At 75.2% G+C, this 24,681-nt stretch carries 21 protein-coding genes; 7 read left to right on the plus strand and 14 right to left on the minus strand.

Features of this window, described 5'->3' with window-relative positions; all coding sequences use genetic code 11:
• Nucleotides 1-8 precede the first annotated feature (8 nt).
• The 6 genes from ACIOGZ_RS12690 to ACIOGZ_RS12715 form a co-directional block, all read right to left on the minus strand.
• Entirely contained in the window at nt 9-2,420 is a 2,412-nt protein-coding gene (locus ACIOGZ_RS12690; protein WP_400807650.1) for an FAD-dependent monooxygenase, read from the minus strand.
• Entirely contained in the window at nt 2,417-4,444 is a 2,028-nt protein-coding gene (locus ACIOGZ_RS12695) for an AMP-binding protein (RefSeq protein ID WP_400807652.1), read from the minus strand. The genes ACIOGZ_RS12690 and ACIOGZ_RS12695 overlap by 4 nt, the downstream gene beginning before the upstream one ends.
• Nucleotides 4,445-4,653: 209 nt before the next feature.
• Nucleotides 4,654-5,643: a hypothetical protein gene (locus ACIOGZ_RS12700; protein WP_400985875.1), complete on the minus strand. Its 990-nt coding sequence runs from the start codon at nt 5,641-5,643 to the stop codon at nt 4,654-4,656.
• Between the two features lie 301 nt (nt 5,644-5,944).
• Nucleotides 5,945-6,958 carry an alcohol dehydrogenase AdhP gene (adhP, locus tag ACIOGZ_RS12705; protein WP_400985877.1) on the minus strand — a complete coding sequence of 338 codons (1,014 nt, stop codon included), beginning with the start codon at nt 6,956-6,958 and terminating at the stop codon, nt 5,945-5,947.
• A 109-nt stretch (nt 6,959-7,067) separates the two neighbouring features.
• A complete protein-coding gene (locus tag ACIOGZ_RS12710) occupies nt 7,068-7,571 on the minus strand; it encodes a GNAT family N-acetyltransferase (protein WP_363629493.1) in 504 nt (167 codons plus the stop codon).
• Complete coding sequence (locus ACIOGZ_RS12715; RefSeq protein ID WP_363585209.1) at nt 7,568-8,893, minus strand: DUF6271 family protein; 1,326 nt, start codon at nt 8,891-8,893, stop codon at nt 7,568-7,570. The genes ACIOGZ_RS12710 and ACIOGZ_RS12715 overlap by 4 nt, the downstream gene beginning before the upstream one ends.
• A gap of 374 nt (nt 8,894-9,267) precedes the next feature.
• Between ACIOGZ_RS12715 and ACIOGZ_RS12720 the strand changes: the two genes are divergently transcribed.
• The gene (locus tag ACIOGZ_RS12720) at nt 9,268-10,458 is read left to right on the plus strand and encodes a peptidoglycan-binding protein (RefSeq protein ID WP_363585207.1); all 1,191 of its coding nucleotides are present in this window, start codon (nt 9,268-9,270) and stop codon (nt 10,456-10,458) included.
• A gap of 89 nt (nt 10,459-10,547) precedes the next feature.
• Nucleotides 10,548-11,537, plus strand: coding sequence for an MsnO8 family LLM class oxidoreductase (locus tag ACIOGZ_RS12725; protein ID WP_400985879.1), 990 nt, complete (start codon nt 10,548-10,550; stop codon nt 11,535-11,537).
• 73 nt (nt 11,538-11,610) lie between these two features.
• On the opposite strand, the gene ACIOGZ_RS12730 is transcribed toward ACIOGZ_RS12725, so the two are convergent.
• Together ACIOGZ_RS12730 and ACIOGZ_RS12735 are read right to left on the minus strand one after the other, a co-directional pair.
• Nucleotides 11,611-13,173: an APC family permease gene (locus tag ACIOGZ_RS12730; protein ID WP_400985881.1), complete on the minus strand. Its 1,563-nt coding sequence runs from the start codon at nt 13,171-13,173 to the stop codon at nt 11,611-11,613.
• 147 nt (nt 13,174-13,320) lie between these two features.
• Nucleotides 13,321-14,931 (minus strand): amidohydrolase, encoded by a 1,611-nt coding sequence (locus ACIOGZ_RS12735; RefSeq protein ID WP_363585201.1) that lies wholly within the window; start codon nt 14,929-14,931, stop codon nt 13,321-13,323.
• Between the two features lie 272 nt (nt 14,932-15,203).
• Between ACIOGZ_RS12735 and ACIOGZ_RS12740 the strand changes: the two genes are divergently transcribed.
• The 5 genes from ACIOGZ_RS12740 (at nt 15,204) to ACIOGZ_RS12760 (ending at nt 18,895) form a co-directional block, all read left to right on the plus strand.
• A complete protein-coding gene (locus ACIOGZ_RS12740) occupies nt 15,204-15,812 on the plus strand; it encodes a TetR/AcrR family transcriptional regulator C-terminal domain-containing protein (RefSeq protein ID WP_363585199.1) in 609 nt (202 codons plus the stop codon).
• Between the two features lie 667 nt (nt 15,813-16,479).
• Nucleotides 16,480-16,863 carry a hypothetical protein gene (locus tag ACIOGZ_RS12745; RefSeq protein WP_063350270.1) on the plus strand — a complete coding sequence of 128 codons (384 nt, stop codon included), beginning with the start codon at nt 16,480-16,482 and terminating at the stop codon, nt 16,861-16,863.
• Between the two features lie 88 nt (nt 16,864-16,951).
• Nucleotides 16,952-17,974 carry a transcriptional regulator gene (locus tag ACIOGZ_RS12750; protein ID WP_400985883.1) on the plus strand — a complete coding sequence of 341 codons (1,023 nt, stop codon included), beginning with the start codon at nt 16,952-16,954 and terminating at the stop codon, nt 17,972-17,974.
• An 82-nt stretch (nt 17,975-18,056) separates the two neighbouring features.
• On the plus strand, nt 18,057-18,452 hold the full coding sequence (locus ACIOGZ_RS12755; RefSeq protein WP_350879110.1) for a roadblock/LC7 domain-containing protein: 396 nt from the start codon (nt 18,057-18,059) through the stop codon (nt 18,450-18,452).
• A 68-nt stretch (nt 18,453-18,520) separates the two neighbouring features.
• Nucleotides 18,521-18,895, plus strand: a complete 375-nt coding sequence (locus ACIOGZ_RS12760) for a hypothetical protein (RefSeq protein ID WP_063350272.1) — start codon at nt 18,521-18,523, stop codon at nt 18,893-18,895.
• A gap of 79 nt (nt 18,896-18,974) precedes the next feature.
• Here the strand turns inward: ACIOGZ_RS12760 and ACIOGZ_RS12765 are convergent, their stop codons facing one another.
• The 6 genes from ACIOGZ_RS12765 to ACIOGZ_RS12790 form a co-directional block, all read right to left on the minus strand.
• On the minus strand, nt 18,975-19,391 hold the full coding sequence (locus tag ACIOGZ_RS12765; RefSeq protein WP_363585194.1) for a DUF6188 family protein: 417 nt from the start codon (nt 19,389-19,391) through the stop codon (nt 18,975-18,977).
• A gap of 153 nt (nt 19,392-19,544) precedes the next feature.
• Nucleotides 19,545-20,672, minus strand: a complete 1,128-nt coding sequence (locus ACIOGZ_RS12770) for an NUDIX domain-containing protein (RefSeq protein ID WP_400985885.1) — start codon at nt 20,670-20,672, stop codon at nt 19,545-19,547.
• Between the two features lie 108 nt (nt 20,673-20,780).
• Nucleotides 20,781-21,662, minus strand: coding sequence for an SGNH/GDSL hydrolase family protein (locus tag ACIOGZ_RS12775; protein WP_363585966.1), 882 nt, complete (start codon nt 21,660-21,662; stop codon nt 20,781-20,783).
• A complete protein-coding gene (locus ACIOGZ_RS12780; protein ID WP_363585967.1) occupies nt 21,637-22,833 on the minus strand; it encodes a glycosyltransferase in 1,197 nt (398 codons plus the stop codon). Before ACIOGZ_RS12780 ends, ACIOGZ_RS12775 begins: the two co-directional genes overlap by 26 nt.
• Entirely contained in the window at nt 22,830-24,047 is a 1,218-nt protein-coding gene (locus tag ACIOGZ_RS12785; RefSeq protein ID WP_400985887.1) for a glycosyltransferase family 4 protein, read from the minus strand. The genes ACIOGZ_RS12780 and ACIOGZ_RS12785 overlap by 4 nt, the downstream gene beginning before the upstream one ends.
• 108 nt (nt 24,048-24,155) lie before the next feature.
• The gene (locus ACIOGZ_RS12790) at nt 24,156-24,344 is read right to left on the minus strand and encodes a DUF1508 domain-containing protein (protein WP_063350276.1); all 189 of its coding nucleotides are present in this window, start codon (nt 24,342-24,344) and stop codon (nt 24,156-24,158) included.
• Nucleotides 24,345-24,681: the final 337 nt, after the last annotated feature.

Genomic DNA, 24,681 nt, shown 5'->3' on the forward strand with positions numbered 1-24,681 from the left:
TCGGCTGCTCAGCGCGGTTCGGGGGTGGGCGGCGGCCAGCGGCGGTGCACCGGCGCGGCGGGCTCGGCGAGCAGGTGCAGGCGCGGTGCGACCCGGTCGGCGTTCGGGCCCGGTGGTCTGCGGCTGCCCGCCGACCAGGGGCCGGGCCAGTGCGCGCCCGGCCCGGTGTAGCCCTGCTCGGCGGCGGCGTGCAGCGTCCAGAGCGGGTCGTACAGCTGGGCCCGCCCGATCGCGACCAGGTCGGCCCGCCCGGCCAGGAGCACGGAGTTGGCGTCGTCGTGCCCGGAGATCGCGCCGACCGCGATGGTCGGCAGGCCGGTGGCGGCGCGGATCAGCTCGGCGAACGGGGTCTGGTACCCGCGTCCGTACGGCGGCCGCTGGTGGGCGACCACCTCGCCGGTGGACACGTCCACCGCGTCCGCCCCGCCGTCGGCCAGCGCGCGGCCGATCGTGACGGCCTCCGGTCCGGTGGTGCCGCCGGGCGCCCAGTCGCAGGCCGAGATCCGCACCAGTAGCGGCCGCCCGGCAGGCCAGACCGCGCGGACGGCCGCCAGCACCTCCAGCGGCAGCCGCAGCCGGTGCGCGAGCCGGCCGCCGTAGCGGTCGGTGCGGTGGTTGGTCAGCGGTGAGAGGAAGCCGGAGAGCAGGTGGCCGTGGCCGAACTGCAGCTCCAGCGCGTCGAAGCCGACCCGTGCCGCGCGTTCCGCCGCCTCGGCGAAGTCCGCGATCACGGTGGCCAGTTGGGCGGCGGTGGCCGGGTGCGGGGGAGGGCTGTCCGGGCCCCAGGGGAGCGGGGAGGCAGCGAGCAGCGGCCAGCCGTCGGCGAGTGGGCGCCCGATCCCGTCCGGGCCGGGTGCGGCGGTGGCGCCCCGGCGGCCGGCGTGCGTCAGCTGGAGGCCGACCGGGGTGTCGCTCACCGCGCGGACGGCGTCGACGAGTTCGCGCCAGGCCGCCTCCTGGCGGTCGTTCCACAGCCCCGGGCAGCGGTCGGTGGCCCGGCCCCCGGGGCTGACGGCGGCCATCCCGGCGAGGACCAGCCCGGCGCCGCCGAGCGCGTGCGCGGTCAGCTGGGCCCGGTCGAAGCCGCTGGGCAGGGTGTCGGTGGAGGTGAAGGTGGCGAGCGGGGGCACCACGACGCGGTTGCGCAGCTCCAGGGCGCCGAGCTTCAGCGGCCGGAACATCGGCGGCACACCGGGCGGGCCGCCGGCGGCGGCGTCCACCGCGTCGACGAAGTCGGGGTCGCGGGCCCGCAGGTTGCCGTAGGTGACCCGGCGGCTGCGGGTGAGCAGGTTGAACGCGAACCGGTCGGCGCCCTGCCCGGTGCGCCGCTCCACCGTCTCGAACCACTCCAGGCTCGCCTGCGCGGCCCGCTGGGTGGACTCCACCACCGGGCGCCGCTCCGCCTCGTAGGCGACCAACGCCTGCTCCAGCGCCGGCTGTTCGTGCAGGCTCGCGGCGAGCGCGAGGGCGTCCTCCAGGGCGAGCTTGGTGCCCGAGCCGATCGAGAAGTGCGCGGAGTGCGCCGCGTCGCCGAGCAGCACCACGTTGCGGTGGCGCCAGCGGGCGTTGCGCACGGTGGTGAAGCGGATCCAGCGGGAGGCGTTCGGGATCAGCCGGTGGCCGTCCAGGTGCCCGGCGAGCAGGTCCGCGCAGCGCCGCACGCTCGCCTCGTCGCTCGCGCCGCGGGCCGGCTCCCGGGCGGCGAGGGCGGCGAACCCGGCGCGGCGCCAGGCGTCTTCGGCGATCTCCACGATGAAGGTGGAACGGGTCGCGCTGTACGGGTAGGCGTGCACCTGGAGGGTGCCGAAGTCGAACCGCTCGACGATGAAGGTGAAGGCCTCGAAGACCTTGTCGGTGGCGAGCCAGATGTAGCGGCAGTGCCGCTCGTCCAGGTCGGGCCGGAAGGTGTCGGCGTAGGCCGCGCGGGTGCCCGAGTGGATGCCGTCGGCGGCGACCACCAGGTCGTACTCGGCGGCGAGCCGGTCGACCGGAGGAGCGGGGGTGCGGTAGCGCACGTCCACCGCGAGCTGCCCGCAGCGCTGTTGCAGGATCGCGCGCAGCCGGTTGCGGTCGAGTGCCGCGAAGCCGTGCCCGCCGCAGGTGCGGACCTCGCCCGCGTAGCGCACGTCGATGTCGCTCCAGCGGGCGAACTCGGCGCCGATCGCGGCGAAGACCTCCGGGTCAGCCTGGGCGATGCCGTCCAGCGTCTCGTCGGAGAACACCACGCCGAAGCCGAACTCGTCCTCCCGGCCGGCGCGTTCGAAGACGGTGATCTCCCGGTGCGGTGCCAGCCGTTTGGCGAGCGCGGCGAAGTAGAGCCCGCCCGGACCGGCGCCGATCACCGCGATGCGGCGGGCGGTGGTGGGGTGGGCCGCGCCGGTGCGTGCGGCGGTGGTGGTGGTGCGGGCCGCGGTGGTCACCGCACCACCTCCGGCTGTTGCGGTCCGGCCTCGGCCAGCGCGCGGCGCACCGGCGCGGGCCAGGGTTCGGCGCCCTTGGCGTTCGGCGCGGCGTGCACCACCGACATCCGCCCGGACGCGGCCAGGCCGTGCGGGCCGTGCACCTCGAAGGCGTAGTGCAGCGAGGAGCCGCCGACCCGGACCACCCGCAGCTCGGTGCGGACCAGGTCGCCGAACCAGAGCCGCTCGCGGTAGTCGGCCTCGAAGTGCACCCGCGGGATCCGCCCGAACAGCTCGGCCAGGCCCAGCCGGCGCAGCAGCGCCGCCTCCGCGGCCTCGGCCCAGCGCTGGACGGCCGAGAAGTGGTAGTGCCCGGCCGCGTCGGTGTCGGACCACTCGACCCGGCGCTCGATCGCCACGCTGGCCGGGGCGGTCGCGGCCCGCCGGCGCAGCTCGGCGCGGTGCAGCTTGCCGGTGGCGGTGCGCGGCAGCCGGGTGACGAACTCGACCGCGCGCGGGTACTTGTACGGGGCGATGGTCCGTTTGACGTGCTCCTGGAGGCTCCGTACCTGCTCCGGCCCGGCGGGCGCGCCCTCGCGCAGCACCACGTAGGCCTTCACCACGGTGCCGCGCCGTTCGTCCGGCGCCCCGACCACCGCGCAGTCGGCGACGTGGGGGTGGGCGGCGAGGGCCTGCTCGACCTCGGGGCCGGCGATGTTGTAGCCGGCCGAGACGATCATGTCGTCGTTGCGCGCCTGGTACCAGAAGTAGCCGTCCCGGTCGCGGACGTAGGTGTCGCCGGTGAGGTTCCAGCCGTTGCGGACGTAGTCGCGCTGGCGCTCGTCGTCCAGGTAGCGGCAGCCGGTCGGGCCCTTGACGGCGAGCAGACCGGGCACGCCGTCCGGCACCGGCCGGCCCTGTTCGTCCAGGACGGCGGCCCGGTAGCCGGGGACGGGGCGGCCGGTCGCGCCGGGGCGGATGTCGCCGTCGGCGGCGGAGATGAACACGTGCAGCAGCTCGGTGGCGCCGATGCCGTCGATCAGCCGCTGCCCGGTGGCCGCGTGGAAGGCCTCCCAGAGGGCGGCGGGCAGGTGCTCGCCGGCCGAGACGCAACGCCGTACGCCGGACAGGCGGTCGGCGAGCCCGGCGGCCAGGATCGCCCGGTAGGCGGTCGGCGCGGTGAACAGCACGCCGACCCGGTGCCGGTGGACCTGCTCGGCGAGTTGCTCGGGGGTGGCCTGCTCCAGCAGGAGGCTGGCGGCGCCGGCGCGCAGCGGGAAGACCACCAGGCCGCCGAGTCCGAAGGTGAAGGCGAGCGGCGGGGTGCCGGCGAACAGGTCGTCGGGGGTGGGGCGCAGGAGGTGGCGGGAGAAGGTGTCGGCGTTGGCGAGCACGTCGCGGTGGAAGTGCAGGGTGGCCTTGGGCCGTCCGGTGGTTCCGGAGGTGAAGGCGATCAGCGCGACGTCGTCGGCGGCGGTGGGCACGGCGGTGAAGCCGCCGCTCTTGGCGGCGCAGCGGGCGGTCAGGTCCTGGGGGCCGGGCCCGCCGAAGGCGAGCACCCGCAGGCCGGGTGTCTCGGCCCGGGCGAGGTCGTCCAGGTAGCGGTGGTCGCACAGGGCGATGGTGGGCCGGGCGATCCGGTGCAGTCCGGTCAGTTCGGCGGCCCGCAGCAGCGGCATGGTGCTGACGGCGACGCCGCCGGCCTTCAGGACGCCGAGCCAGCAGGCCACCAGCCAGGGGGTGTTGGGGCCGCGGAGCAGCACCCGGTTGCCGGTGGCCAGGCCGAGGTCCTCGGTCAGCAGCCGGGCCACCCGGTCGGCGTGGTCGCGCAGTTCGCCGTAGGTCCACTGGCCGGTCGGGGTGAGCAGGCAGCGGCGGTCGGGGCCGTACCGGGCGATCGTTCCGTCGAGCAGCGCCTGGGCGCAGTTCAGCCGGTCCGGATAGAACAACTCCGGTATGTCGAAGCGGAGTTCTGGCCACTGGTCGAAGGGTGGGAGATGGTCGCGGCAGAACGTGTCCACGTGCGCGGAGGGGGATAGCTCCATGGGCGGGCACCTCATCGTGCGAGCGGGGAGTGAGGCCAGTATGGCGTGTTGGTGACGCCAGTCAAGAGAGCGATACACGCATTCGGGGGAGCGGGCCCCTCGCGGCCTCACCGGTGGCCCCACCCTTGTCCCGGCGCAACGGCAGCCGCACCCGGCGACCGGCTCGGTCGGGGTGCGGCGCGTTCAAGCAGGGGCTGCGGGCGGCCGGGTCAGGCGGTGGCCCCCTGGGCGGCGGCGTCGGGCTCGCGGCCGTCCTCGGCCTGCTGGGCGCGCTCGGCCAGCAGGCGGGCGAACAGGACCAGCACCGGAGTGGCGGCGTCGGAGCCCGGGCCCGAATCGCGGACGTACAGCAGCGTGGTGCCGACCCGCACCAGGGCCTCCGCCCCTTCCGCACCGTGCGTCCGGGCGGCGCGCTGGTCGCCGATCGAGGGGAGGGGGACGGCGGCGGCCGCGTCGGCGCCGCCGACGTGGGCGAGCATCGCGTCGAAGGCCCGGCCGGCGGCGTCGGCGGAGGCGAAGGTGACCACGGTGAACTGTGCGCTGTGCGTGGTCACGGCGCGGAACGTCACGGTGGCGTAGGCGAGTTGCTGGTCACAGGTGTCCGGGAGCAGGCAGGGCGCGTCCTCGCCCGGGCCCGCTCCCGACTGTGGGCCGCTCTCCACCTGCCAGCCGCCCGGCATGGCCCGCAGGTCGGGTAGCACACCCTGAACCTGGGCCGGGTCGCGCAGCGTCCGCCCGGCGTGGGCCAGGTCGGGCCCGCCCGGCCGCAGCAGCGGGCGCGAGCCCAGGTTGATCCCGACGGCGACCAGGGCGGCGACCACGATCAGCGCCAGCGTGACGAGGACGGGGGCGGCGCCGATCCGGGCGGCCCGGGCCTGGGCCCCGGCGACGGCCGGATCGACCCGGAGGTGGACGGTCGGCGGGTCGGCGGGCCGGCCGAGCTCGGTGGTGGCCAGGTACCGCGCGAACGCCGGGTCCGCGGTGAGCAGTTCGCCGACGGCGGCGGTCAGCCCGGCCCGCGCCCGGGCGTCCCCCGGGTTCGCCTCGACCGCGTCCACGGCCCGGGCGCCCTCCGGCGTCGCCCGCAGCCGCACCCGCACCAGATCCGCGACCGCCCGCCCCGGGCCGGCCGCCACCCCCTCAGCCGCCCGCACCAGCACGCCCACCACCACGGGCACCAACTCCTGGCCGTCCCCCACGGCAACTCCCCCCGCCCAACGAGTCGTTGCCCCCACGATCCCGGACCGGGCGGCGCCGCGCCCCCCACCGGACGGAACGGAGACGGAACTGCAACCGGGCCCGGACGGGGGTGGGGCGGGCGTGACCCGCGGGGCCTCTGGTGCCCGAACGGGCCGGTCAAGGGGGCGGATCGGCCGCGAGCCGCGTCCCGACGGGGGACGGACGGATGCCGGGCGCGGCGAACCGGCGGGCGAGGCTGACCGGTGGGCGCACCCGTTCGGCCGGGGCCGGGCTCAGCGCAGGTTGCTCGACGCAGGTCGCTCAGCGCAGGTCGAAGACCAGCCGGGCGGAGACCTTGCCGCCCAGCACCTCGTCGAAGCAGGCGTTCACCTCCTCCAGGCGGCGGGGCTCAAGGATGACGCGGGTGCGGCCGAGGGCGTGCAGCCGGAAGACCTCGGCGAGGTCCTGGCGAGTGCCGACGATCGAGCCGATCACCCTGGTGCCGTTCAACACGGTCTCGAACACCGGCAGTTCGAGCTTCCCGCCGGCCGGGAGTGCCACCAGCACGAGCGTGCCGCCGCGCCGCAGCGCACCGTAAGCGGCCTGGAAAGAGGCGTTGCTGACGGCGAGGGCGATGGCCGCGTGGGCGCCGCCGAGCCGCTGGACCTCCGCCGCGACGTCCTGGGTTCGGGCGTCGAGGACGTGGTCGGCGCCGAGTTCGCGGGCCAGGGCGAGCTTGTCGTCGGTGACGTCGACCGCGATGGTCTCGGCGCCGAAGATCCGCGCGTACTGGAGCGCGAGGTGGCCGAGCCCGCCGATGCCGGAGACCAGGACCCGGGTGCCCGGGCGGGCGCCGGAGACCTTGAGCGCCTTGTAGGTGGTGACGCCCGCGCAGGACAGCGGCGCGGCGTCGAGCGGGTCGAGGCCGTCGGGGACGGGCACCACGTAGTCGCCGTGCGCCAGCGCGTACTCGGCGTAGGCGCCGTCCACCGAGTAGCCGCTGTTGTGCTGCTGGAGGCAGAGCGTCTCCCAGCCGGAGACGCACTGGTCGCAGCGCCCGCAGGCGTCGGCCAGCCAGGGGATGGCGACCCGTTCGCCGACCCGTACGTCGCGCACCTCCCCGCCGGCCGCCTCGACGATCCCCACGCCCTCGTTGCCGGGCACGAACGGCGGGCTCGGCTTGACCGGCCAGTCGCCGTGGGCGGCGTGGATGTCGGTGTGGCAGAGGCCGGACGCCTCGATCCTGACCCGGACCTGGTGCGGCGCGGGCTCGGGGACGGGGCGGTCCTCGATGACCAGCGGCGCGGTGAAGTCGTGGACGACGGCGGCCTTCATGCGCTCTCCCTCGGTCGGTGGTGATGCTGCTGGCGGCTGGGCGCAGCCGTCAGCAGCATCACTCGACGGGGTGAGTGCCGCAGCCCGGACTACTCCGGACGAGTGAAGGTCAGCCGGCTGCCACCGGCATCGACATGTAGACGGCGCGCTTGCCGTAGCAGGACGGCACCGTCACCTCGCGGTGGGCGCGGTAGCCGAGCAGCCGCAGCAGGATGTCGGTGCCGCGGACCGCGACCATGGAGATCCGCTCGAAGCCCTGCTCGGACGCCTGCTCCCGGAAGTGCCGGATGAACCCCAGTGCGACGTCCCGGCCGCGCAGGTCCTCGGCGATCACCAGGTCGTGCACGTGCAGGTTGTCCGACGCGAACACCGCCTCCTCCGGCCGGTCGAGGTCCGGGCAGCGCAGCGGCGGGTACGGCAGGCTCAGCAGGTAGCCGCGGACGGTGCCGTCCTGCTCCAGCACGAAGCAGGTCCGCGGCGAGGCGAGGGCGCGGGACTGCAGCGCCTCCCGGCCCTCCGACAGGCCGTCGGCCGCGTAGGCGTCGTGCTCCAGGGCGACCACGGCATCCCAGTCGCCCTCGGCCAGGAGCCGGATCCGGAGGTCCTCGCTCACCCGGCCGCAACCTCCGAGGCGGTGCCGAGCCCCTCCGCGCGGGAGGCGGCCACCAGCGACGCCCACGCTCCCATCAGCACCGCCCAGCGCTCGGCGTCCTCCTGCGCCTCGTCCAGGAGCTGCTGGCGCTGCTCGGCCACCGCGTCCGCGAGCTCGGCGTACTTGCCGCCAAGCTTGCGGTAGGAGCGGTCCAGGACGTCCAGGCAGTACTCGTTCCCGGCCCGGTCCCAGTCGACGCTGCCCCGCACCAGGTCGAGGATCGGCTCGACCTTCAGCCCGTGCCGCTCGTCCAGCAGCCCGCGGCCGAGGTCGATCATCCCGCCGTAGACCGGGTACAGGTACAGCATCGACAGCAGGAACTTGACGAACCGCATCTGGTAGGAGATGAAGCCGGCGCCGATGCGGCGTTCGGGCGTGTAGTAGTTGACGATGTGGCGGTTGTGGACGACGCCGGGCAGCCGGGAGTGGACCATGGCGTGCAGCAGGGCGTAGTCGCTGCCGATGGTCTTGACCGAGGGCAGCAGCGGCAGCACCTCGTAGGCCCGGTGGTCCAGCGCGATGTTGCACATGTAGACGTCCCAGATGTCGGGCACGCCGAGGACGGATTCGTCGGTGGTGAACGGCTCGGAGCCGGCGCCCTTGAACGAGACGTCCACCATCGCGTCCCGGTCCTCCTCCGGCCACACCGGCGGGGTCCACAGGCGCACCACGTCGCGGTAGATGTCCGGGTCCAACTCGTGGATCTCGCTGATGTCCACGTTGAGTTCGCCGATGAAGGAGCCGCTGACCAGCATCACCGGCTTGTCCGCGTCGGCCGGGTCGAGCTCGGAGCGGGTCACACCGGCCGCCGCCTCGCCGGCCGGTCGGCCGATCGAGAGCAGCTCGTGGTGGATCGGGAAGATCTTCCGACCGTCGACGACCTGGAAGTCGGCGTCGTCGTTGCGCAGGTGCGCCGAGGTGCAGCCCAGGGCGGCCGCGCCCAGGAAGAGCCGGTTGACGCAGGAGCCGTACGCGACGGCCGGCGGGAGCATCATGTCGAGCAGCAGTTCCGGGTCGGCGGCGCCGGAGCGCTCGGCCACCCGGCGCAGGAACTCCCGCTGCTGCGCGTTGCCGAGGTGGTGGACGACCACGCCGGGGGTGGGCTCCAGGGCGGCCACGGCGCCCGCGTTCTCCGCGAACTGGGCGGCGTCGGTGGTGTCGAGGATGAGGAGGTGCACCTCGACGTCGAAGTTCGCGACGGCGTAGGCCGCCTCCTCGGCGAGTTCCACGATGGTGTCGGGGCAGGATCGCATGGTGGGCAGGGCGAGGCAGACTCGTTGCATAACGGTGGAATCTCCGTCGGTTCGTCAGAATCGTGGCGGTGATGACGGTATGAGTGCTTTTCGCGCACCACCGTGGACTAGACCAGTTCCGAAGTCAACGATTGACAGAGCGGCTGCGGCGGGGTGGAATGCGCCCCCGCCCGACGGCTTTCCGGAGGCTCTCGGGCTTCCTTCCGGGCAGGGTGGAGCGCGGGTCCGGCGGCACGCGGCGCGGGCCTCCGGGTCCGTACGCGAGGACGAATTCCCGTCACAGATCCGAACGGGCGCGCGAGCGCGGGTGGTTCATTGCCGTGCATTGCGCCGTTGGGGTCAATCCGGAGGGCGAACCTGCCGATACCCGCAACGACGTCCGTTCGCCGCCTGGAGGAGACCGCATGTCCGACCTGTGGCTGCCCGGTGCCGAGATCCACGACCTCGGCGACCACGCGCCGACCGACCAGCAGTACCCCCCGAGAGCCATCGCCCACATCACCTGGGACCGCAACGCGACCGCCGCCGCGCCGCAGGACTGGTGCACCTACGAGGACCTGGTGAACTACTTCACCGGCAGCGGCGCCGGCGACGCGCCGCACCTGGTCTGGGACCCGTTCAGCGGCCGGATCGCCCAGTTGTTCCCGGCCGACTCCCGCTCGAAGAGCCTGCTCAGCCCGACGACGAGCCCGACCCGCACCAACCGGGCCGGGCGCGTGGTGATCCAGATCGAGGCGGTGTTCTTCCCCTACTGCACCTACCAGGGCACCGTGTACCCGCGGCTGGTCGACACCCCGTGCGCGGGCTGGGACCGGATCCACGCCTGGATCGCCTCCTGGGGCGTGCCCGACGTGTGGCCGATGGGCCGGCCGGTCGACTTCACCAGCGACCGCGACGAGCAGGTGTGGGAGGCCAGCGGCGGCTGGTACGCGCACGCCCACGTCCCGTTCAACGACCACACCGACCCCGGCTCCTGGCCCGACTTCACGGCCGGCCCCGGCACCCCGATCCCCTCGCCCTCGCAGCACCCCCCGGCGGACCCGACCCCGGCCCGGTACCAGACCACCATCAACGGCCTCCCGTACGGCTACGGCGCCCAGGGCTACCAGGTCACCGTGGTCGGCCGGGGGCTCGTCGCCCAGGGCTTCGGCGCCCACTACCGCTCCGGCCCCGGGCCGAACTGGAGCGACGCGGACACCGAGAACTACGCGGACTACCAGCGGAGTCTGGGCTACTCCGGCCAGGCGGCGGACGGCGTGCCGGGGGAGAGCTCGCTGCGGCGGCTGCTCGGCTACCTGCCCGGTCCCCGGACGGTGTCGCTCGCGCACGTCGTGGCGGCGGCCCGGACCGACCCCGGCGCCGAACAGGGGCACCGGACGTACGGCGCCGAGGTGGCGATCGTCGAGCAGGCCCTGGCGGACGAGGGGCTGCTCGAACAGCGCTGGGTGGACGGCTCGTTCGGCAGCCTGACGGTCACCGCCTACGCCGGGTGGCAGCGCCGGTGCGGGTACGCCGACGCCGCCGCGGACGGGATCCCGGGGCAGGACTCGCTGCACCGGCTGGGCGCGGCGCAGGGCTTCGCCGTCACGGACTGACCGGGGCCCGTCCGTACCGGGGCATGGCGGAGGGGGGAATGCCCGGCTCGGCGGCGGGCGTTGTCCACCGCGTGACCAGCGCTGCGCCCATGACCAGGCTCTCCGTCCTCGACCGCTCCCGGACCAGACGGGGCGAGGAGCCGGCGCAGGCGTTGCGGGACACGGTGGCCTTCGCCCGCGAGGCCGAGCGGCTCGGGTACCACCGCTTCTGGGTCTCCGAGCACCACGGCGTGCCCGGGGTGGCGGGATCGGCGCCGACGGTGCTCGCCGCGGCGGTGGCGGCGGCCACCACCCGGATCCGGGTCGGCACGGGCGGGGTGATGCTGCCCAACCACCAGCCCATGGTGGTGGCCGAGCAGTTCGGGGTGCTCGCCTCGCTCTTCCCCGGCCGGATCGACATGGGGCTCGGCCGCTCGGTCGGGTTCACCGACGGCGTGCGGCGGGCGCTGGGCCGGGAGAAGGACTCCGCGGACGACTTCGGCGCCCAGCTGGCCGAACTGCTCGGCTACTTCGACGGCTCGCAGCAGGCCCACCCCGGCGTCCACGCCCGCCCGGCCGAGGGCCTGCGGGTGCCGGCCTTCGTCCTGGCCACCGGTGCGGGCGCCGACCTGGCGGCCGACGCCGGGCTGCCGCTGGTCATCGCCGCCGTCCGGGGAGAGGAACGGATGCTCGCGGCGATCGACCGCTACCGCAGCCGGTTCCGCCCCTCGGCGCAGGCCGCCAAGCCGTACGTGGTGGTCTCGGGCACGGTCGCGGTCGCCGGGAGCGCCGACCGGGCGCGGGAACTGCTCGTTCCGGAGGCGTGGTCCGGCGCGTACTCCCGCACCCACGGCGAGTTCCCGCCGCTGGCGCCCGCCACCGAGATCCTGGCCCTGCCGATGAGCCCGCGCGAGCAGGCCGCCTACGAGCAGTCGCTGAAGGGCCACATCGCGGACACCCCGGAGCGGGCCGTCGCCGAACTCGCCGCCCTGGTGGCGCGCAGCGGCGCGGACGAGTTCCTGGTCACCACCAGCACCTACGACCGCGCCGCCCTCCTCGACTCCTACCGGCTGCTCGCCGAGGCGGTCGGCCAGGCCTGAGGCCGCCGGCCGGGGCCGAGGCGGGTGGGCCAGCCCTGCGGCGCCGCCTTGCTCGGCCCGTCGACCTCCGAGCTCAGCCCGCGTCGACCTCCGACATCCCGAGCCGGGCGTACACCTCGGGCCGCCGCGCCCGCAGCCGCAGCGCGATGGCGACGCCCGTCAGGAACACCACCGGCACGATCGCCACCAGCGGCCAGTTGACCTCCGGTCCGGCATTGGTGAACAGGTCCAGCCGCCACACCACCAGCGCCGTCGCCCCGCACAGCAGCACGGTGGCGGCGACCGGCGCCACGACCGTCCGGAACGCCCCGGCGCTCGCGGCCGCCTCGCGATTGCGACGGAAGAAGGCGTACACGGACAGCCCGGCGAGCGCCTGCAACACCAGGATGCCGACCACGCCGGGGGAGTTCACCCAGAGGAAGAACTGGTTGTACGGGTCGGCCCCGATCAGCGCCGCCACCACGACGGCCACCGCCGCCAGCACCGACTGCGCGATGCCGCCGATCCACGGGGAGCCATGGCGCGGGTGGACCCGGCCGAGCGCGGCCGGGGCGGCCTGCTCGGTGGCGAGGGCGTAGCCGTAGCGGGTGATGGTGTTGTGGAAGGCGAGCAGCGCGGCGAGCAGGCTGGTCACGATCAGCACCCGCTGGAGGTCGGTGGCCCAGGCGCCGACGTAGTCGGTCATCGCGGTGAAGAACATCCCGGCCGGGTCGGCGGTGGCGGTCGCGACGGCCTCGGTGGCGCCGAAGGCCTGCACGATCATCCAGGTGATGAAGGTGTAGAAGAGGCCGAGGAAGGCGATCGCCGCGTAGGTGGCGCGCGGCACCGTCCGCCGTGGTTCGCGGGCCTCCTCGCGGTAGATGGCGGTGGCCTCGAAGCCGATGAACGCGGCGAAGGAGAGCCCGAGCACCCCGCCCATGCCCCCGGAGAACACGTTGTGCGGGGCGAACGAGGACAGGTCGAGCCCGTGCGCGCCGCCGCGCACCAGCACCGCCACGGCGAGCACGAGCAGGATGCCGGTCTCGGCGATCAGCAGCGCGCCGAGCACCTTGGCGCCGAGGTCTATCGAGCGGTAGCCGAGGAGCCAGACCGCCGCGACGCCGAGCAGCGCCCAGACCGGCCAGGGCAGGTCCAGGCCGAGCAGGTCGGCGGCGGTGGTGTGGGCGAAGAAGCCGAAGGCGCCGTACATGCCGATCTGGATGGCGTTGTACGAGAGCACCGCGAGCAGTGCGGCGCCGAGCCCGGCGGGGCGGCCGAGGCCGCGGGTGACGTAGGCGTAGAACGCGCCGGCGTTGCGGATGTGCGCGGTCATGGTGGTGAAGCCGACCGCGAAGAGGGCCAGGATGACGCCGGTGGCCAGGTAGGCGACGGGCGTGCCGATGCCGCCGAAGGCGATCGCGAACGGTGCCACGCCGGCCATCACGGTCAGCGGTGCGGCGGCGGCCACGACGAAGAAGACGATGTCGCCGGTGCCGAGCACGCCGCCTTCCAGGCGGGCGGGGCCGGTGGAGCTGGCGGTTGCGGTGCCGGGCCCGGTGCTGTCGGGCCCGGTGTCGGGCCCGGCGCGGCCGGTGCCGGGGCCGGTGCGGGGGGAGCCGGGTGCGGTCGGGGAGGCCGCTTCGGAGGGCAGGGTCATGGGGGAGCTCTCCTGGGGTCGTACGGACGAGGGTAGAGCGGTCGGCCGCCGATCGGGTGCGGGCGGTCGACGGGGACCGGACGCCGTGGGGGGCGTTTCGGCGGACGGGTACGGGGGGCCCGCCCTGGGTCAGTGCGTGCGTCGGCTTCAGTGGGTGCGTCGGCCGCCGAGCCAGGTCCCGGCCACCGGGACGGCGGCCAGCTCGTCGGCCGGCACCGCGTAGGGGTCGGCCGCCAGGTGCACCAGGTCGGCCCGCATCCCGGGCCGCAGCACGCCCCACTCCGCCTCCTCGAAGGCCTGGTGCGCGACACCCGCCGAGTACGCGGCGAGGGCCTCGGTGAGGCCGATCCGCTCCTCGGGCAGCCAGCCGCCGGCCGGCAGGCCGTCCGGGGTCTGCCGGGTGACGGCGGTGGCGAGACCGGCCAGCGGCTCGTACCGGGTGACCGGCCAGTCGCTGCCGAAGGAGACCCGGGCGCCACCGCGCAGCAGCGCGGCGATCTGGTACTGCCGGGCGCCGCGCTCGGGGCCGAGCCGGGGGAGGGTGAGTTCGGTCATCAGCGGGTCGGTCTGGGCCCACAGCGGTTCGAAGTTGGCGATCACGCCGAGTTCGGCGAAGCGGGGCAGGTCGGCCGGGTCGACCAGCTGGACGTGGGCGATCACCGGGCGGCGGGCGCGCAGGCCGTTGCGGCGGGTGGCGGCCTCGACGGCGTCCAGGGCGATCCGGACGCCGTGGTCGCCGATCGCGTGGATGTGCGGCTGGAAGCCGAGCGCGTCGACGGCGGTGACGGCGTCGGCCAGTTCGGCGCCGGTCCAGTTGGCGACGCCGTGGGAGTGCGGGCAGTCGCTGTAGGGCGCCAGCAGGGCGGCCGTCCCGGACTCGACGACGCCGTCGGCGAAGAACTTGACCGCCCGGGCGGTGAGCCGGCCGCGCCCGCCGGCCTCGACCCGCTCCCGGTCGGCGGCCAGGGCGGGGAGCCGTGCGCGCCAGCCGTCCGGTTCGAGCAGCAGGGCGAGCCCGGCCCGGACGGGCAGATCGTGCTCGGCGACGGCGGCGAGCCAGGTGTCGACCTGCGCGGGCTCGATCCAGGCGTCCTGGAGCCAGGTGAGCCCGGCGGCGGCGAGTGCGGCGGTGGTCTCGCGCAGGGCGGCGACCTGTTCGGCGAGCGGGGGCGGCGGGACGAGCGCGAGGACGGGGTTGAGGGCGCCGAACTCGCGCAGGGTGCCGAGCGGGGAGCCGTCCGGGCGGCGGACGATCTCGCCGCCCACGGGGTCGGGCGTGTCCGGCCCGTACCCGGCGCGGCGCAGCGCCTCGCTGTTGGCCCAGCCGGTGTGGTGGTCCATGGTGCGTAGCAGGACGGGCCGGTCGGGGACGGCGGCGTCGAGCAGCCGGGCGTCGAACAGGCCGCCCTCGGCGAGCCACGGATTGACGGCGTCCCCGGTGATCCACTCGGCCTCGGGGTGCCGGGCGGCCCAGGTGCGGACGGCCTCGACGACCTCCTCCAGGCTGGTGCAGTCGCGCACCGGCACGCCGCGCAGCCCGATGGCGCCGAGCAGCGGGTGGAGGTGGCCGTCGCCGAAGGAGGGCAGCAGGGCGCCGCCGGCCAGGTCGACGGTCTCGGTGCGGTCGTCGCGCAGGGCGAGCGCCGGGTCGCCGAGGGCGGTGATCCGTCCGGCGGTGACGGCGAGGGCGTGGGTGGCGGGGTGGGCGGGGTCTCCGGTGTGGATCCGGCCGCCGGTGAAGATCGTGTCGGCACGCATGGGGGAGCGTCCTCTCCGGGTCGCGGCAGGTGACGAGGACGACCTGCCTAAACCGAATGGGGTTCGGTTACCGTAGGCGCGGCACCGGCGGGTGCGGAAGAGTTTTATTGAAAGCCATTCAGTAACGCTTGGGTAACGATGATCTTGAGGGTTCTCCGGAGGGCTCTCCGGCCCCTCGCCCTCCCGAAGATCCTCCGGAAGGCTTCCTGAAGGACTCCCCGAGGGCCCCCGAAGGACTCCCCGAAGGACTCCCCGAAAGACGAGGAACCGGCATGGCCAGGCCGCGCACACCCCTGCTGGACCGGCAGCGCATCGTCGACACCGCGTTGCGGCTGGTCGACGAGGCGGGCGACCTCACCATCCCCGGCCTCGCCGGCGCCCTCAAGGTCAGCCCCTCCGCGCTCTACCACCACGTCGCCGGCCGGGCCGAGATCGTCGCCCTGATGCGCGCCGAACTCGTCCGCACCATCGGCGAGCAGTCGATGTGGGACCAGCCCTGGGACGCGGCGCTGCGCACCTGGGCGCACGCCTACCGGGACGCCTTCGCCGAACACCCCGGCATCGTGCGCCTGCTCGCCACCGCCCCGCTCGCCGAACCGTTCATGCACGCGCTGTACGAGCGCGCCGTCGCCACCCTGGAGGGCGCGGGCTTCGCCGCACGGGATGTGATGGGCGTGATCACCGCCCTGGAGAGCTTCATCCTCGGCTCCGCCCTCGACCTGGTCGCCCCGGACGTCATGGTCGACGCCGTCGACCGTGACGCCACCCCGCGCCTGGCCGACGCCCTCGATGCCGTCCCCGCCGGCCGCGAACGCGCCGACCGGGCCTTCGAGCTGGGCCTCACCGCCCTGATCGCGGGTTACCGGGCGCTGCTGCCCTGACCGCCCTCCGTGCCGGGGCTGTCGGGGTCGCCGCGCCGGGGTTGGGTCGCCGCCGTTCCGCCGGGTCCGGTCCCGTTCCTCCCTCCGGTTTCTGAGCAGGCGTGATGACCTGCTAATGTTCTTCTCGTCGGGAGGGAAACAACCTCCCGAACAGGCGTCAGCGGTGCTACCAGAGCACGTCCTACTTTCAGTAGGAAGAGTCCGTGCGACCCGGGCCTGGCGCTCCACCCGAAGGGGCTCGTTCCGTCCAGCGGAACGGGTCCCTTCGTCATGCCCGGGGCTCCTTCGTCATGCCCGAGGGCCCCGGCGGCAGTCGGGCGGCGACCCGGTGGTGTAGACCTGCTCGCCCGGTCCTTCTACCGCATGACGGCGGTCGAAACCCTGCCGTGCGGCCGGTTCTCGGCCAAGCTCCCCTGCCAGGTGGTCGGCGGGTGGCGGTGGACTGCGGTCCGCGACCGTCCCCGGGCCAGCGGGTTCGCCCGGCGGCGATGGCTGACGCCTTGTCATACCTTGGCCGGAAGTGGACGCTACTGATGTGAATATGCCATTGGAATGTTCGTCATATGGAATCCGGCAGTAGCCTTCCGTGTCGAGCCCGCCACTGCTGGTGGCGGTCCGGCCGTGCCGTGCTGCGCCCGGCTGCCCAGACCCCCTCGAAGGAGCCGGTGTGCCGGGTATCGACGAATGCCTCGCCGGAGCGATGTCGATCTCCGGGGCACGCTCCGCGAGCCTGGTCGACTGGAGCAGCGGACTCGCGCTCGGCAGCCTCGGCGAGTGCCCGACCGGCGACCACGAGACCGCGGCCGCCGAGACAACCGACTTGGTACGGGCGGCCGTTGAGAGCCAGACCTTCACCGGGGCGGAGGACCGGCGGTCGCCGTTACAGGACGTCATCGTCACCGCCGGCCGCAGCTACCACCTCATCTGCTTCATCGACACCGTCTTCGACAGCCGCCTCGTCCTCCACCTCTGGCTCGACCGCGCCCAGGGCAACCTCGCCGCCGCCCGCTACCGCCTCCAGGCGCTCGCCGAGGAACTGGTGCTGGGGTGAACGGGACGCCCACCGCGGCCATCGGGTTTCGGCCAGCACGCCGGACGGGCCGCCCCCGCCGCCCGCGCTCCACCGGCCGGTGGCCCGGATGACCGCCGCGCCCGCCGCCGTCCGCCCGCCCGCACCGCCGCAGACCCCCGGCGAGGCCCTCGGCCTGCTCGCCGCCCGCCGCGCCACCGGCGCCCTGTGCGGCCCGCTCGGCAGCCTGCACCTCGTCGACGGCCAGGTGGCCCACGCCGACTCCCCGCGCGCGCCCGGCCTGGCCGAACTGCTCACCGGCTGCGGCCGGATCACCCCCGGGCAGTGGGCGGAACTGCTCCGGCTCCACGGCCCGCGCGCCCGGGTCGGTGAGGCCCTGGTCGAACGGCGGCTGCTCACCCGGGGCGAGCTCGAACTCGGCCACCTGGGCACGCTCTTCGACGCCGCGTTCTTCGTCCTCGCCGACCGGACCGGTGGCGTCTGGCGGTTCGAGCCCGACGCCCGGCACTGGCTGGGCCCGGTGGCCACGGTCGACCCCGGCCGGCTGCGCCGCGAGGTCGAGCGCCGGGGCCGGCTGCTGGAACGGATCTGGCCCTGGCCGCAGCTCGACACCGCTCCGGTCCGCCCGGTGGTGCCGGTCCCACGGCCGTCGAACCGCCCGCCCGGCCGTCGCCGGCGCGAACTGCTGGACCACGCCGACGGCCGAAGAACCCCGGCGGACCTCGCGCGCCTGCTCGGCCGGTCCGGCTTCGGCGTCACGGCGGACGTCCGTCGCCTGGCCGCCGCCGGGCTGCTCGCCGCCCCGCGGCACGCCGCGCCGGCGGTGGCACCGAGCGCTGCGACATCCGTGGCACCCGCGACGCCTGTGGTACCTGGGGCGCCGAGGCCCGCGACGCCCGTCGCGGAAGCCGAGGCGCCGGCCCCCGAGGCGTCGGCCCCCGCCCGCCCGCCGGGAGGCCTGCACCGCCGGGTCCCCGGCGCCACCCTCACCGGCGCCACGCCGTCCGGTCCCGTGGCCCCCACCCACTCCGATCACCCGCCCACCACGGCCACGGCCCACCCGCTGGCCGTCCCCGACCCGGACATCGCGCTGCTGACCCGGGTCCGAACCCTTCTGGAGGCCCGACTTTGAACCACTCTCCACCCGCGACCCCGCAGTCCCGGCCATGAGGCGGGCGCTCAAGCAGCGTGTCGGAAGGAGACAACTGATCGCCTTGGAGACCGAACTGCTCGCCGAGCTCCGCGCCGTCAAGCAGCGCGTCCCGCACCTCGCGGGTGGCCTGGTGGCCAGCGTGGACGGCCTGTTGGTCGCGCACGACACCCACGGGGCGGAACCCTCCGGCCTGGCCGCGATGACGGCGGCCTCGCTGTCGCTGGCCCAGCGGCTCGCCGACACCACCGGCCAGGGCGAGTTCCGCGAGTCGCTGGTGCGCGGCGAGCACGGCTACGTCGCCACCTACGCGGCCGGGGGCAGTTGCGTGCTGGCCCTGCTGGCGCACCCGGACGTCAATGTCGGCCGGCTGCACCTGGAGGCCCGCCGCTCGGCCCAGCGGATCGCCGGGCTGCTCAGCGACAGCCTCCTGCCCAAGGACCCCCGCGACCCGGCCTGACCGGTCAGGCCCCCGGCCCGACCGCACCTACCACCCCAGCACACCACCACCGAAAGGGAGTTACCCAGATGACCGACGCAGCCGGCGCGCTCAAGCAGGCCATGACCAGCATCGAGGGCGCCATCGGCGCGGCACTCGTGGACTACAACAGCGGCATGGCGCTCGCCACCCTCGACGGCCCCGGCGGGCTGGACCTCAACGTGGCCGCGGCGGGGAACACGGACGTGGTTCGCGCCAAGATGCGCACCATGGACATGCTCGGCCTACAGGACGGGATCGAGGACATCCTGATCACCCTCAGCAGCCAGTACCACCTGATCCGGCCGCTCGCCGGCCGCACCGGCAAGGGCCTCTTCCTCTACCTGGCGCTGGACAAGGCGCGGGCCAACCTGGCGATGGCCCGCCACCAGCTCACCAGGATCGAGGCCGACCTGGAGGTCTGACAGGCCGGACAGCTTGGACAGGCGGACAGGCGGACAGGCCGGAGAGTCCGACCGGACGACGCGTCGGCCCGGCGTCGGCTCAGGCCGCGCCGGGCGCCGTCCACCGGACCTCGCCGCCCGGCAGCGCCGCGCACATCGCCCCCTCCGCGGTCTCCACGCTCCACGGCGCGAGCTGCGCGTGCGGCGGGACGGACAGCGCGCCGCCCTCCGCGAAGGCCAGCTCCAGGCCGCCGGCGAGGGTGATCTCGGCGGTGTCGACGGTCCGGCCGACGAGCGCGAGCAGGGTGCCGGTCGGGCGGATGGTCAGCGCCGGAAAGTAGTGCTCGACCTCCGCCGGGGCGGTGAAGGAGGGCGCGGCGAGGCGGAACTCGTGCGCCACCCGGACGGTCACCGGCCCGTCGAGGGTGAGGTCCAGCCGGTCGCCGCCGCTGACCGACGCCACTCGCCGGCCGGCCAGCGCCTCCGTGATCCCGTGCTGCGTGATCCCGTTCTGCATGGCCCCAGTGTGACCCACCCGACCCGGCCCTGTCCGCCCTGCCCGACAGCCCCGTCCGACCAGCCGGTCCGACCAACCCACCCGGCCGGTCCCCCCCGACTCGCCCTCCTGAACCCTCCTGAACCCTCCTGAGCTCGCCCGGCCCGCCCGCCGCTACCCGGCGGTGCGTCCGCGCACCAGCTCGGCCGGCCCGCCCGCCCCCTCCCGCGCGGCCAGCGCGGCGGCCGTCCGGGCCCAGGACGGGCCGGTCAGCAGCGTCCGTGCCTCGGCGGGGCCGCAGAGCCGCCACTCCACCAGCTCCTCCTCCGGCAGCGCGATCGAACCGAGCATCCGCTCCGTCACCGTGCCCCCGTCGAACACGGACACCAGCACGGCGGTGTCCCGCCCGGTCGCCGGGTCGGCCTCCGGGTCGGCGGCCGACCCGGGCTGCCAGTCCAGCGCCAGCAGCCGCCCCGGTTCGACCTCCCAGCCGAGTTCCTCGCGGATCTCGCGCCGGACGGCCGCCCGGGGCAGTTCCCGGTCCGCCTCGATCCCGCCGCCCGGCAGCGTCCAGTACGGCACCCGGCCGCGCGGCCCGTCCCACGGCCGCAGCCGGACCAGCAGGACCCGCCCGGCGTCGTCGGTGAACAGGGCCCGGGCTTTGGCCCGGATCCGCGGGCGGGTGGCGATGTAGGTGGCCCGGTCCATCGGCGGCTCGTACCCGGGCCCCGCCGCCGGCCCGCCGGGGGCGGGGCCCAGGGCGGTGACCCCGGCCAGCCCGGTGTACGCGGGCGGCGGTTCGTCCGCCGGCAGGTGGTCGAGGGTGTGCCCCACGGGCCTGCTGTCCTCCAGCTCCAGCGGACCGGCCGACCGCGGCGCCCGCAGGCAGGCCGTGACCCGGCGGGACAGCAGGGGCGGCAGCGCGTGGCCCGCCTGGTCCGGGGTCAGCCAGGCCCAGCCGCCGACCTCCGCCGCGTCCGGCCGGATCGCCGCGGCCTGTTCGGCGGTGAGTGGCTGCGCCCAGTACAGGTACGCGGCGATCGGCGGCCGGAAGTGGTCGAGCGTCCAGTCGACGCAGGCCAGCGGCCCCAGCCGGGGCGTGAACCCGAGTTCCTCCACCACCTCGCGCAGCGCGGTCTCCCGTGGGGACCGGTCCTGCGGCTCCCACCCGCCGCCCGGGATCGCCACCGGATGCTTCCGGTCGTACGGCAACCGCACCACCAGCACCCGCCCCCGCCCGTCCGGGAACAGCACCCCCGCCGCCGCCAGCAACTCCCGCCCGCTCCCGGATGACGCGTCCACCGCTGCTCCCTCCGTCAGGCCCGGTTCGAAGGCCGTGTCCCCCCGACGACTCGGCGGACCCCTTTCATGGTTCCCCCCACGAGCCGTCCTAGCCGAGCCCTCGCCGCCTCACCCCAGTGACGCGAGGGCCTGCGCCGCCGCGCGGGCCATCTGCTCGTCGTGCCGCCCGTTGGACCCGCGCAGCCGGGCGATGCCTTCGGCCGCCGCCAGGGCGAGCAGTCCGGGCAGCAGGTCGGTGCTGCGGGCGGCCACCCAGCGGGTGCCCTGGGTGGCCATCCACCACAGGTCGGCGGCCCGGCCGGGTGGGGCCTCGGCGGGGGTGTCGACGGGCGGCGGGCCGAGGGGGTGGCCGGCGGCGGCGAGCAGCTCGTGGAACCCGCGGGCGATCAGGTGGTGGCCCTCGGCGCTGGGGTGCAGCCGGTCGACACTGAGCAGCCGACGCTGCGCGCACCAGGGCAGCTCGGCGATGTGCAGGTGCACCGCCCGGTGCCGGGCGGCGAGGGCGTGCACGACGGTGTTGACGGCCTGCATCCGCCGCGCCAGCGGTCGGGCCAGCGGCGCGGGCAGGCGGAGCAGGGTGCCCGGATCGGGTAGGCAGGCGGTCAGCAGGACGGCGCCGTGGCTGGAGAGTTCGCCCAGGGTGGCGTCCAGATCCAGGGTGGTGCGCCGGATGTCGAAGCCCGCCCGCAGGGTGTCGTTGCCGCCGACCACCACGGCCGCGAACCGTGGCCGTAGCGCCAACGCGGAAGGGAGTTGACGATTCGTCAGGTCGGTGGTCAGGGCGCCGCTGCACGCCAGGTTGGTGAACTCGACGCCGCCCTCGGGTGCCAGCGACCGGGCCAGGACGGCGGCCCAGCCGCGCCATCCCTCACCGACCGGGTCCCCGACCCCTTCGGTCAGCGAGTCCCCGAGCGCGACGAACCGCACCGGCCCGCCGGTGACCGGCCGGCCGTCCGCGGACCGGTCACGCCCGGTGCCGAGCACGCTCATCCCAACCCTCCTCCACCGCGCCGGGGTTCCGCACGCCGTGGGCCGCGAGGAACGCGGCCACCGCGGCCGGCCAGCCGTACCGCTCGGCCCGGGCCCGGGCGCCGGCCCGCCGCGCCTGCTCCGGGCGCGCCAGCAACTCCCGTACCGCCGCGGCGAATCCGGCGCCGGTGTCGGCGGCGGCCACCCCGGCCAGGCCGATCAGCCCGGGCAGCGCGGAGGAGCGGCTGACCGCCACCGGTGTCCCGCAGGCCAGCGCCTCCAGCGCGGCGAGCCCGAAGGTCTCCACCGGCCCGGGCGCGAGCACCACGTCCGCGCAGCCCAGCAGCCGGGCCAGTTCCTCCCGCCGGCCCAGGTGCCCGAGGAGGCGCACCGGCAGCCGCAGCCGCTCCGCCCGGGCCGCCAGCCGGTCCCGCAGCGGTCCGGTCCCGGCCACCACCAGGACGGCCGGCAGCCCCCGGGCCCGCAGTGCGGCCAGCGCCTCGACCGCCCGCTCGGGCCGCTTCTCGGCCGAGAGCCGGGAGCAGAGCACCAGCAGCACGTCGTCCGGCCCGCAGTACCGCGCCCGCTCCCGGGCCCGCGCGGCCGGCGGCAGCGGGCGCATCGCGTCCAGGTCCACGCCGAGCGGGGCCCGGGCCAGGTTGGGCGCGCCGATCCGCCGGAACTCCGCCGCCGCCCAGTCGGTGGTGCAGAGCACCGCGTCGTACGTACGGGCCGTCGCCGCGTTGAGCCGGTCGGCGGCCGCGTCGGCGAGCGGGCGGGGCAGCCCCCAGGTGCGCAGCACCCCGACGGCGCTCTCGTGCGACACCATCACCGAGCGGACGCCGTGCCGCCGGGCCCAACTGCCGGTCCAGCGCAGCGTGGTGCGGTCGGACACCTCCAGCCGGTCGGGTTTCAGCCGGGTCAGTTCGGCGGCCACCGCCCGCCGGTCGGTGAGCACCCGGTAGCCGCCGCTGGCCGGCAGCACCGGCCCGGGCAGGGTGACCACCAGGCCCTGCTCGCCCTCCTCCTCGCTGCGCCGCTCCCCGGGCACGATCAGCACCGGCCGGTGCCCGGCGGCCAGATAGCCGGCACCGAGGTGGCGCAGCGCGGTGCGCAGGCCCCCGGAGACCGGGGTGACGAAGTTCGCGAGCCGCACGATGGTCAGCGGTTCGCGGTCGGCGGTGTCCGTCATGCCGGCAGCTCCTCCACGACGGCGACCGGCTCGACGGCCGCCGGGGGAGCGGAAGGGGGAGCCACCGGTGTGCCGCGGTGCTCGGCGAGGACCTCCGCGTAGTGCCGCAGCAGCAGGTCGCCGACCGCCTCCCAGGTCCGCGCGGTCACCTCGGCCCGTCCGGCGCGCCCGTACGCGGCCCGCCGCCCGGGGTCGGCGGCCAGTTCCGCCACCGCCCGGGCCACCGCGGCGCCGTCCCGGGGCGGCACCAGCAGGCCCGTCCGGTGGTGCGCGACCAGGTCCAGCGGGCCGCCGGCGGCCGGGCCGATCACCGGCACGCCGCTCGCCATCGCCTCCTGGACGGTCTGGCAGAAGGTCTCCAGCGGGCCGGTGTGCACGAACACGTCCAGGGTCGCGAAACAGCGGGCCAGTTCCTCGCCGGTCCGGCGGCCGAGGAACACCGCGCCGGGCATCGAGGCCCGCAGCCCGGGCCCGGACGGCCCGTCCCCGATCACCACCACCCGCACCCCGGGCAGGGCCGACGCGGCGGCCAGCAGGTCGACCCGCTTCTCGGGCGCCAGCCGCCCGACGTACCCGACCAGCACCTCCCCGCCCGGGGCGAGCGCCCGGTGCAGCGCCTCGTCCCGGTGCCGGGGGTGGAACCGCGCCGAGTCCACCCCGCGCGGCCACAGCTGCACCCTGGGTACTCCGTGCGCGGTGAGGTCCTGGGCGGCGGGGGTGGACGGCGCCAGCGTCCGGGCCGCGGCCCGGTGCACGGCCCGGATCCGCCGCCAGGCGGCCGCCTCCCCGAGGCCCCGCCCGGCCCGGTAGGCGTGCGCGTACCCGGCGAGGTCGGTCTGGTAGACGGCCACGGCGGGGACGCCGAGGCGGGCCGCGACCTGCACCCCGCGCGCGCCGAGCACGAACGGGCTGGCCAGGTGCACGATGTCCGGCCGGTGCCCGGCGACGGCGGCCGCCAGCTGCCGGCTCGGCAGCGCGATCCGCACCTGCGGGTACCCGGGCAGCGGCACCGACGGAATGCGCACCACCGGCAGCTCCACCGCTTCGGAGCCGCCGAAGGTGTGCGGCGGGCACGCGGCGCCCCGCGCGGGTGCGGGGGTGACGACGAGTGGCTGGTGGCCCCGGCGGACCAGATGCTCGGCCGTCCGCAGCACGCTGTGGGCGACTCCGTTGACCTCGGGCGGAAAGGATTCGGTGACGATGACGACGCGCATGTCGGTGTTCTGTCCGCGCCCGGCGTGCACCCGGCCAAAGGGATCTGTCGTAGAAGCGAACGCGGGTCGGCGATTTGCATCGCCGACCCGCTCCCGCACCGCGCCGCCTCAGTGCGACCCGGCCGCCTCCTTGAGCTCCGCGTACGGCGCGAGCTTGCGGAGCGACTCGATGCTCCTGAGGCACTCGTCCTTGCTCTCGTGCGGGTCCCCGGTGACGATGACCGTCCCGTTGCTCGCCTTGAGCCGGAAGCGGTGCATCCCGCTCTCGTCCTTGTACAGCTCGAATTTCCCGGCCATGCCGAAACAGCCTTTCGCTCAGGTGACCCCCTCGATCGAAAGGTAGGGCCAAACCCTTTGGAGTGCAGGACAGTTGGCCCAGCCGGGTGGCATCCATTCGAGTCGCGGAGCCGGGTACTGCCTGGCCGCTGTTGGGGCCGTGAGGTCAGCCGGTGCACATGGCGAGTTCTGGGGGAATGAGCTTCGGGAGTGGCGATGGCTGGTGGTTGCCTGTTGGGCGGGGCCCAGTCCGGAGCAGCTAGTCACGGAGAGTGAAAGGTGGTGTAGCGGCCATCAGGCGAGTTGATCTCCGCAACCCGCGCGAGCGCGGGGCTGGCTGCGTAGGAGCTGGAAGACT

The sequence above is a fragment of the Kitasatospora sp. NPDC088160 genome (assembly GCF_044741445.1).
Classification (GTDB): domain Bacteria; phylum Actinomycetota; class Actinomycetes; order Streptomycetales; family Streptomycetaceae; genus Kitasatospora.

Excerpts from the sequence above, each read along its gene's own strand:
- ACIOGZ_RS12765 (WP_363585194.1), bottom strand. The coding sequence starts at position 19,391 with ATGCAGAACGGGATCACGCAGCACGGGATCACGGAGGCGCTGGCCGGC.
- ACIOGZ_RS12790 (WP_063350276.1), bottom strand. The coding sequence starts at position 24,344 with ATGGCCGGGAAATTCGAGCTGTACAAGGACGAGAGCGGGATGCACCGC.
- ACIOGZ_RS12720 (WP_363585207.1), top strand. The coding sequence starts at position 9,268 with ATGTCCGACCTGTGGCTGCCCGGTGCCGAGATCCACGACCTCGGCGAC.
- ACIOGZ_RS12750 (WP_400985883.1), top strand. The coding sequence starts at position 16,952 with ATGACCGCCGCGCCCGCCGCCGTCCGCCCGCCCGCACCGCCGCAGACC.
- ACIOGZ_RS12780 (WP_363585967.1), bottom strand. The coding sequence starts at position 22,833 with ATGACGGACACCGCCGACCGCGAACCGCTGACCATCGTGCGGCTCGCG.
- ACIOGZ_RS12695 (WP_400807652.1), bottom strand. The coding sequence starts at position 4,444 with ATGGAGCTATCCCCCTCCGCGCACGTGGACACGTTCTGCCGCGACCAT.
- adhP (WP_400985877.1), bottom strand. The coding sequence starts at position 6,958 with ATGAAGGCCGCCGTCGTCCACGACTTCACCGCGCCGCTGGTCATCGAG.
- ACIOGZ_RS12760 (WP_063350272.1), top strand. The coding sequence starts at position 18,521 with ATGACCGACGCAGCCGGCGCGCTCAAGCAGGCCATGACCAGCATCGAG.
- ACIOGZ_RS12715 (WP_363585209.1), bottom strand. The coding sequence starts at position 8,893 with ATGCAACGAGTCTGCCTCGCCCTGCCCACCATGCGATCCTGCCCCGAC.
- ACIOGZ_RS12735 (WP_363585201.1), bottom strand. The coding sequence starts at position 14,931 with ATGCGTGCCGACACGATCTTCACCGGCGGCCGGATCCACACCGGAGAC.
- ACIOGZ_RS12725 (WP_400985879.1), top strand. The coding sequence starts at position 10,548 with ATGACCAGGCTCTCCGTCCTCGACCGCTCCCGGACCAGACGGGGCGAG.
- ACIOGZ_RS12785 (WP_400985887.1), bottom strand. The coding sequence starts at position 24,047 with ATGCGCGTCGTCATCGTCACCGAATCCTTTCCGCCCGAGGTCAACGGA.
- ACIOGZ_RS12740 (WP_363585199.1), top strand. The coding sequence starts at position 15,204 with ATGGCCAGGCCGCGCACACCCCTGCTGGACCGGCAGCGCATCGTCGAC.
- ACIOGZ_RS12775 (WP_363585966.1), bottom strand. The coding sequence starts at position 21,662 with ATGAGCGTGCTCGGCACCGGGCGTGACCGGTCCGCGGACGGCCGGCCG.
- ACIOGZ_RS12730 (WP_400985881.1), bottom strand. The coding sequence starts at position 13,173 with ATGACCCTGCCCTCCGAAGCGGCCTCCCCGACCGCACCCGGCTCCCCC.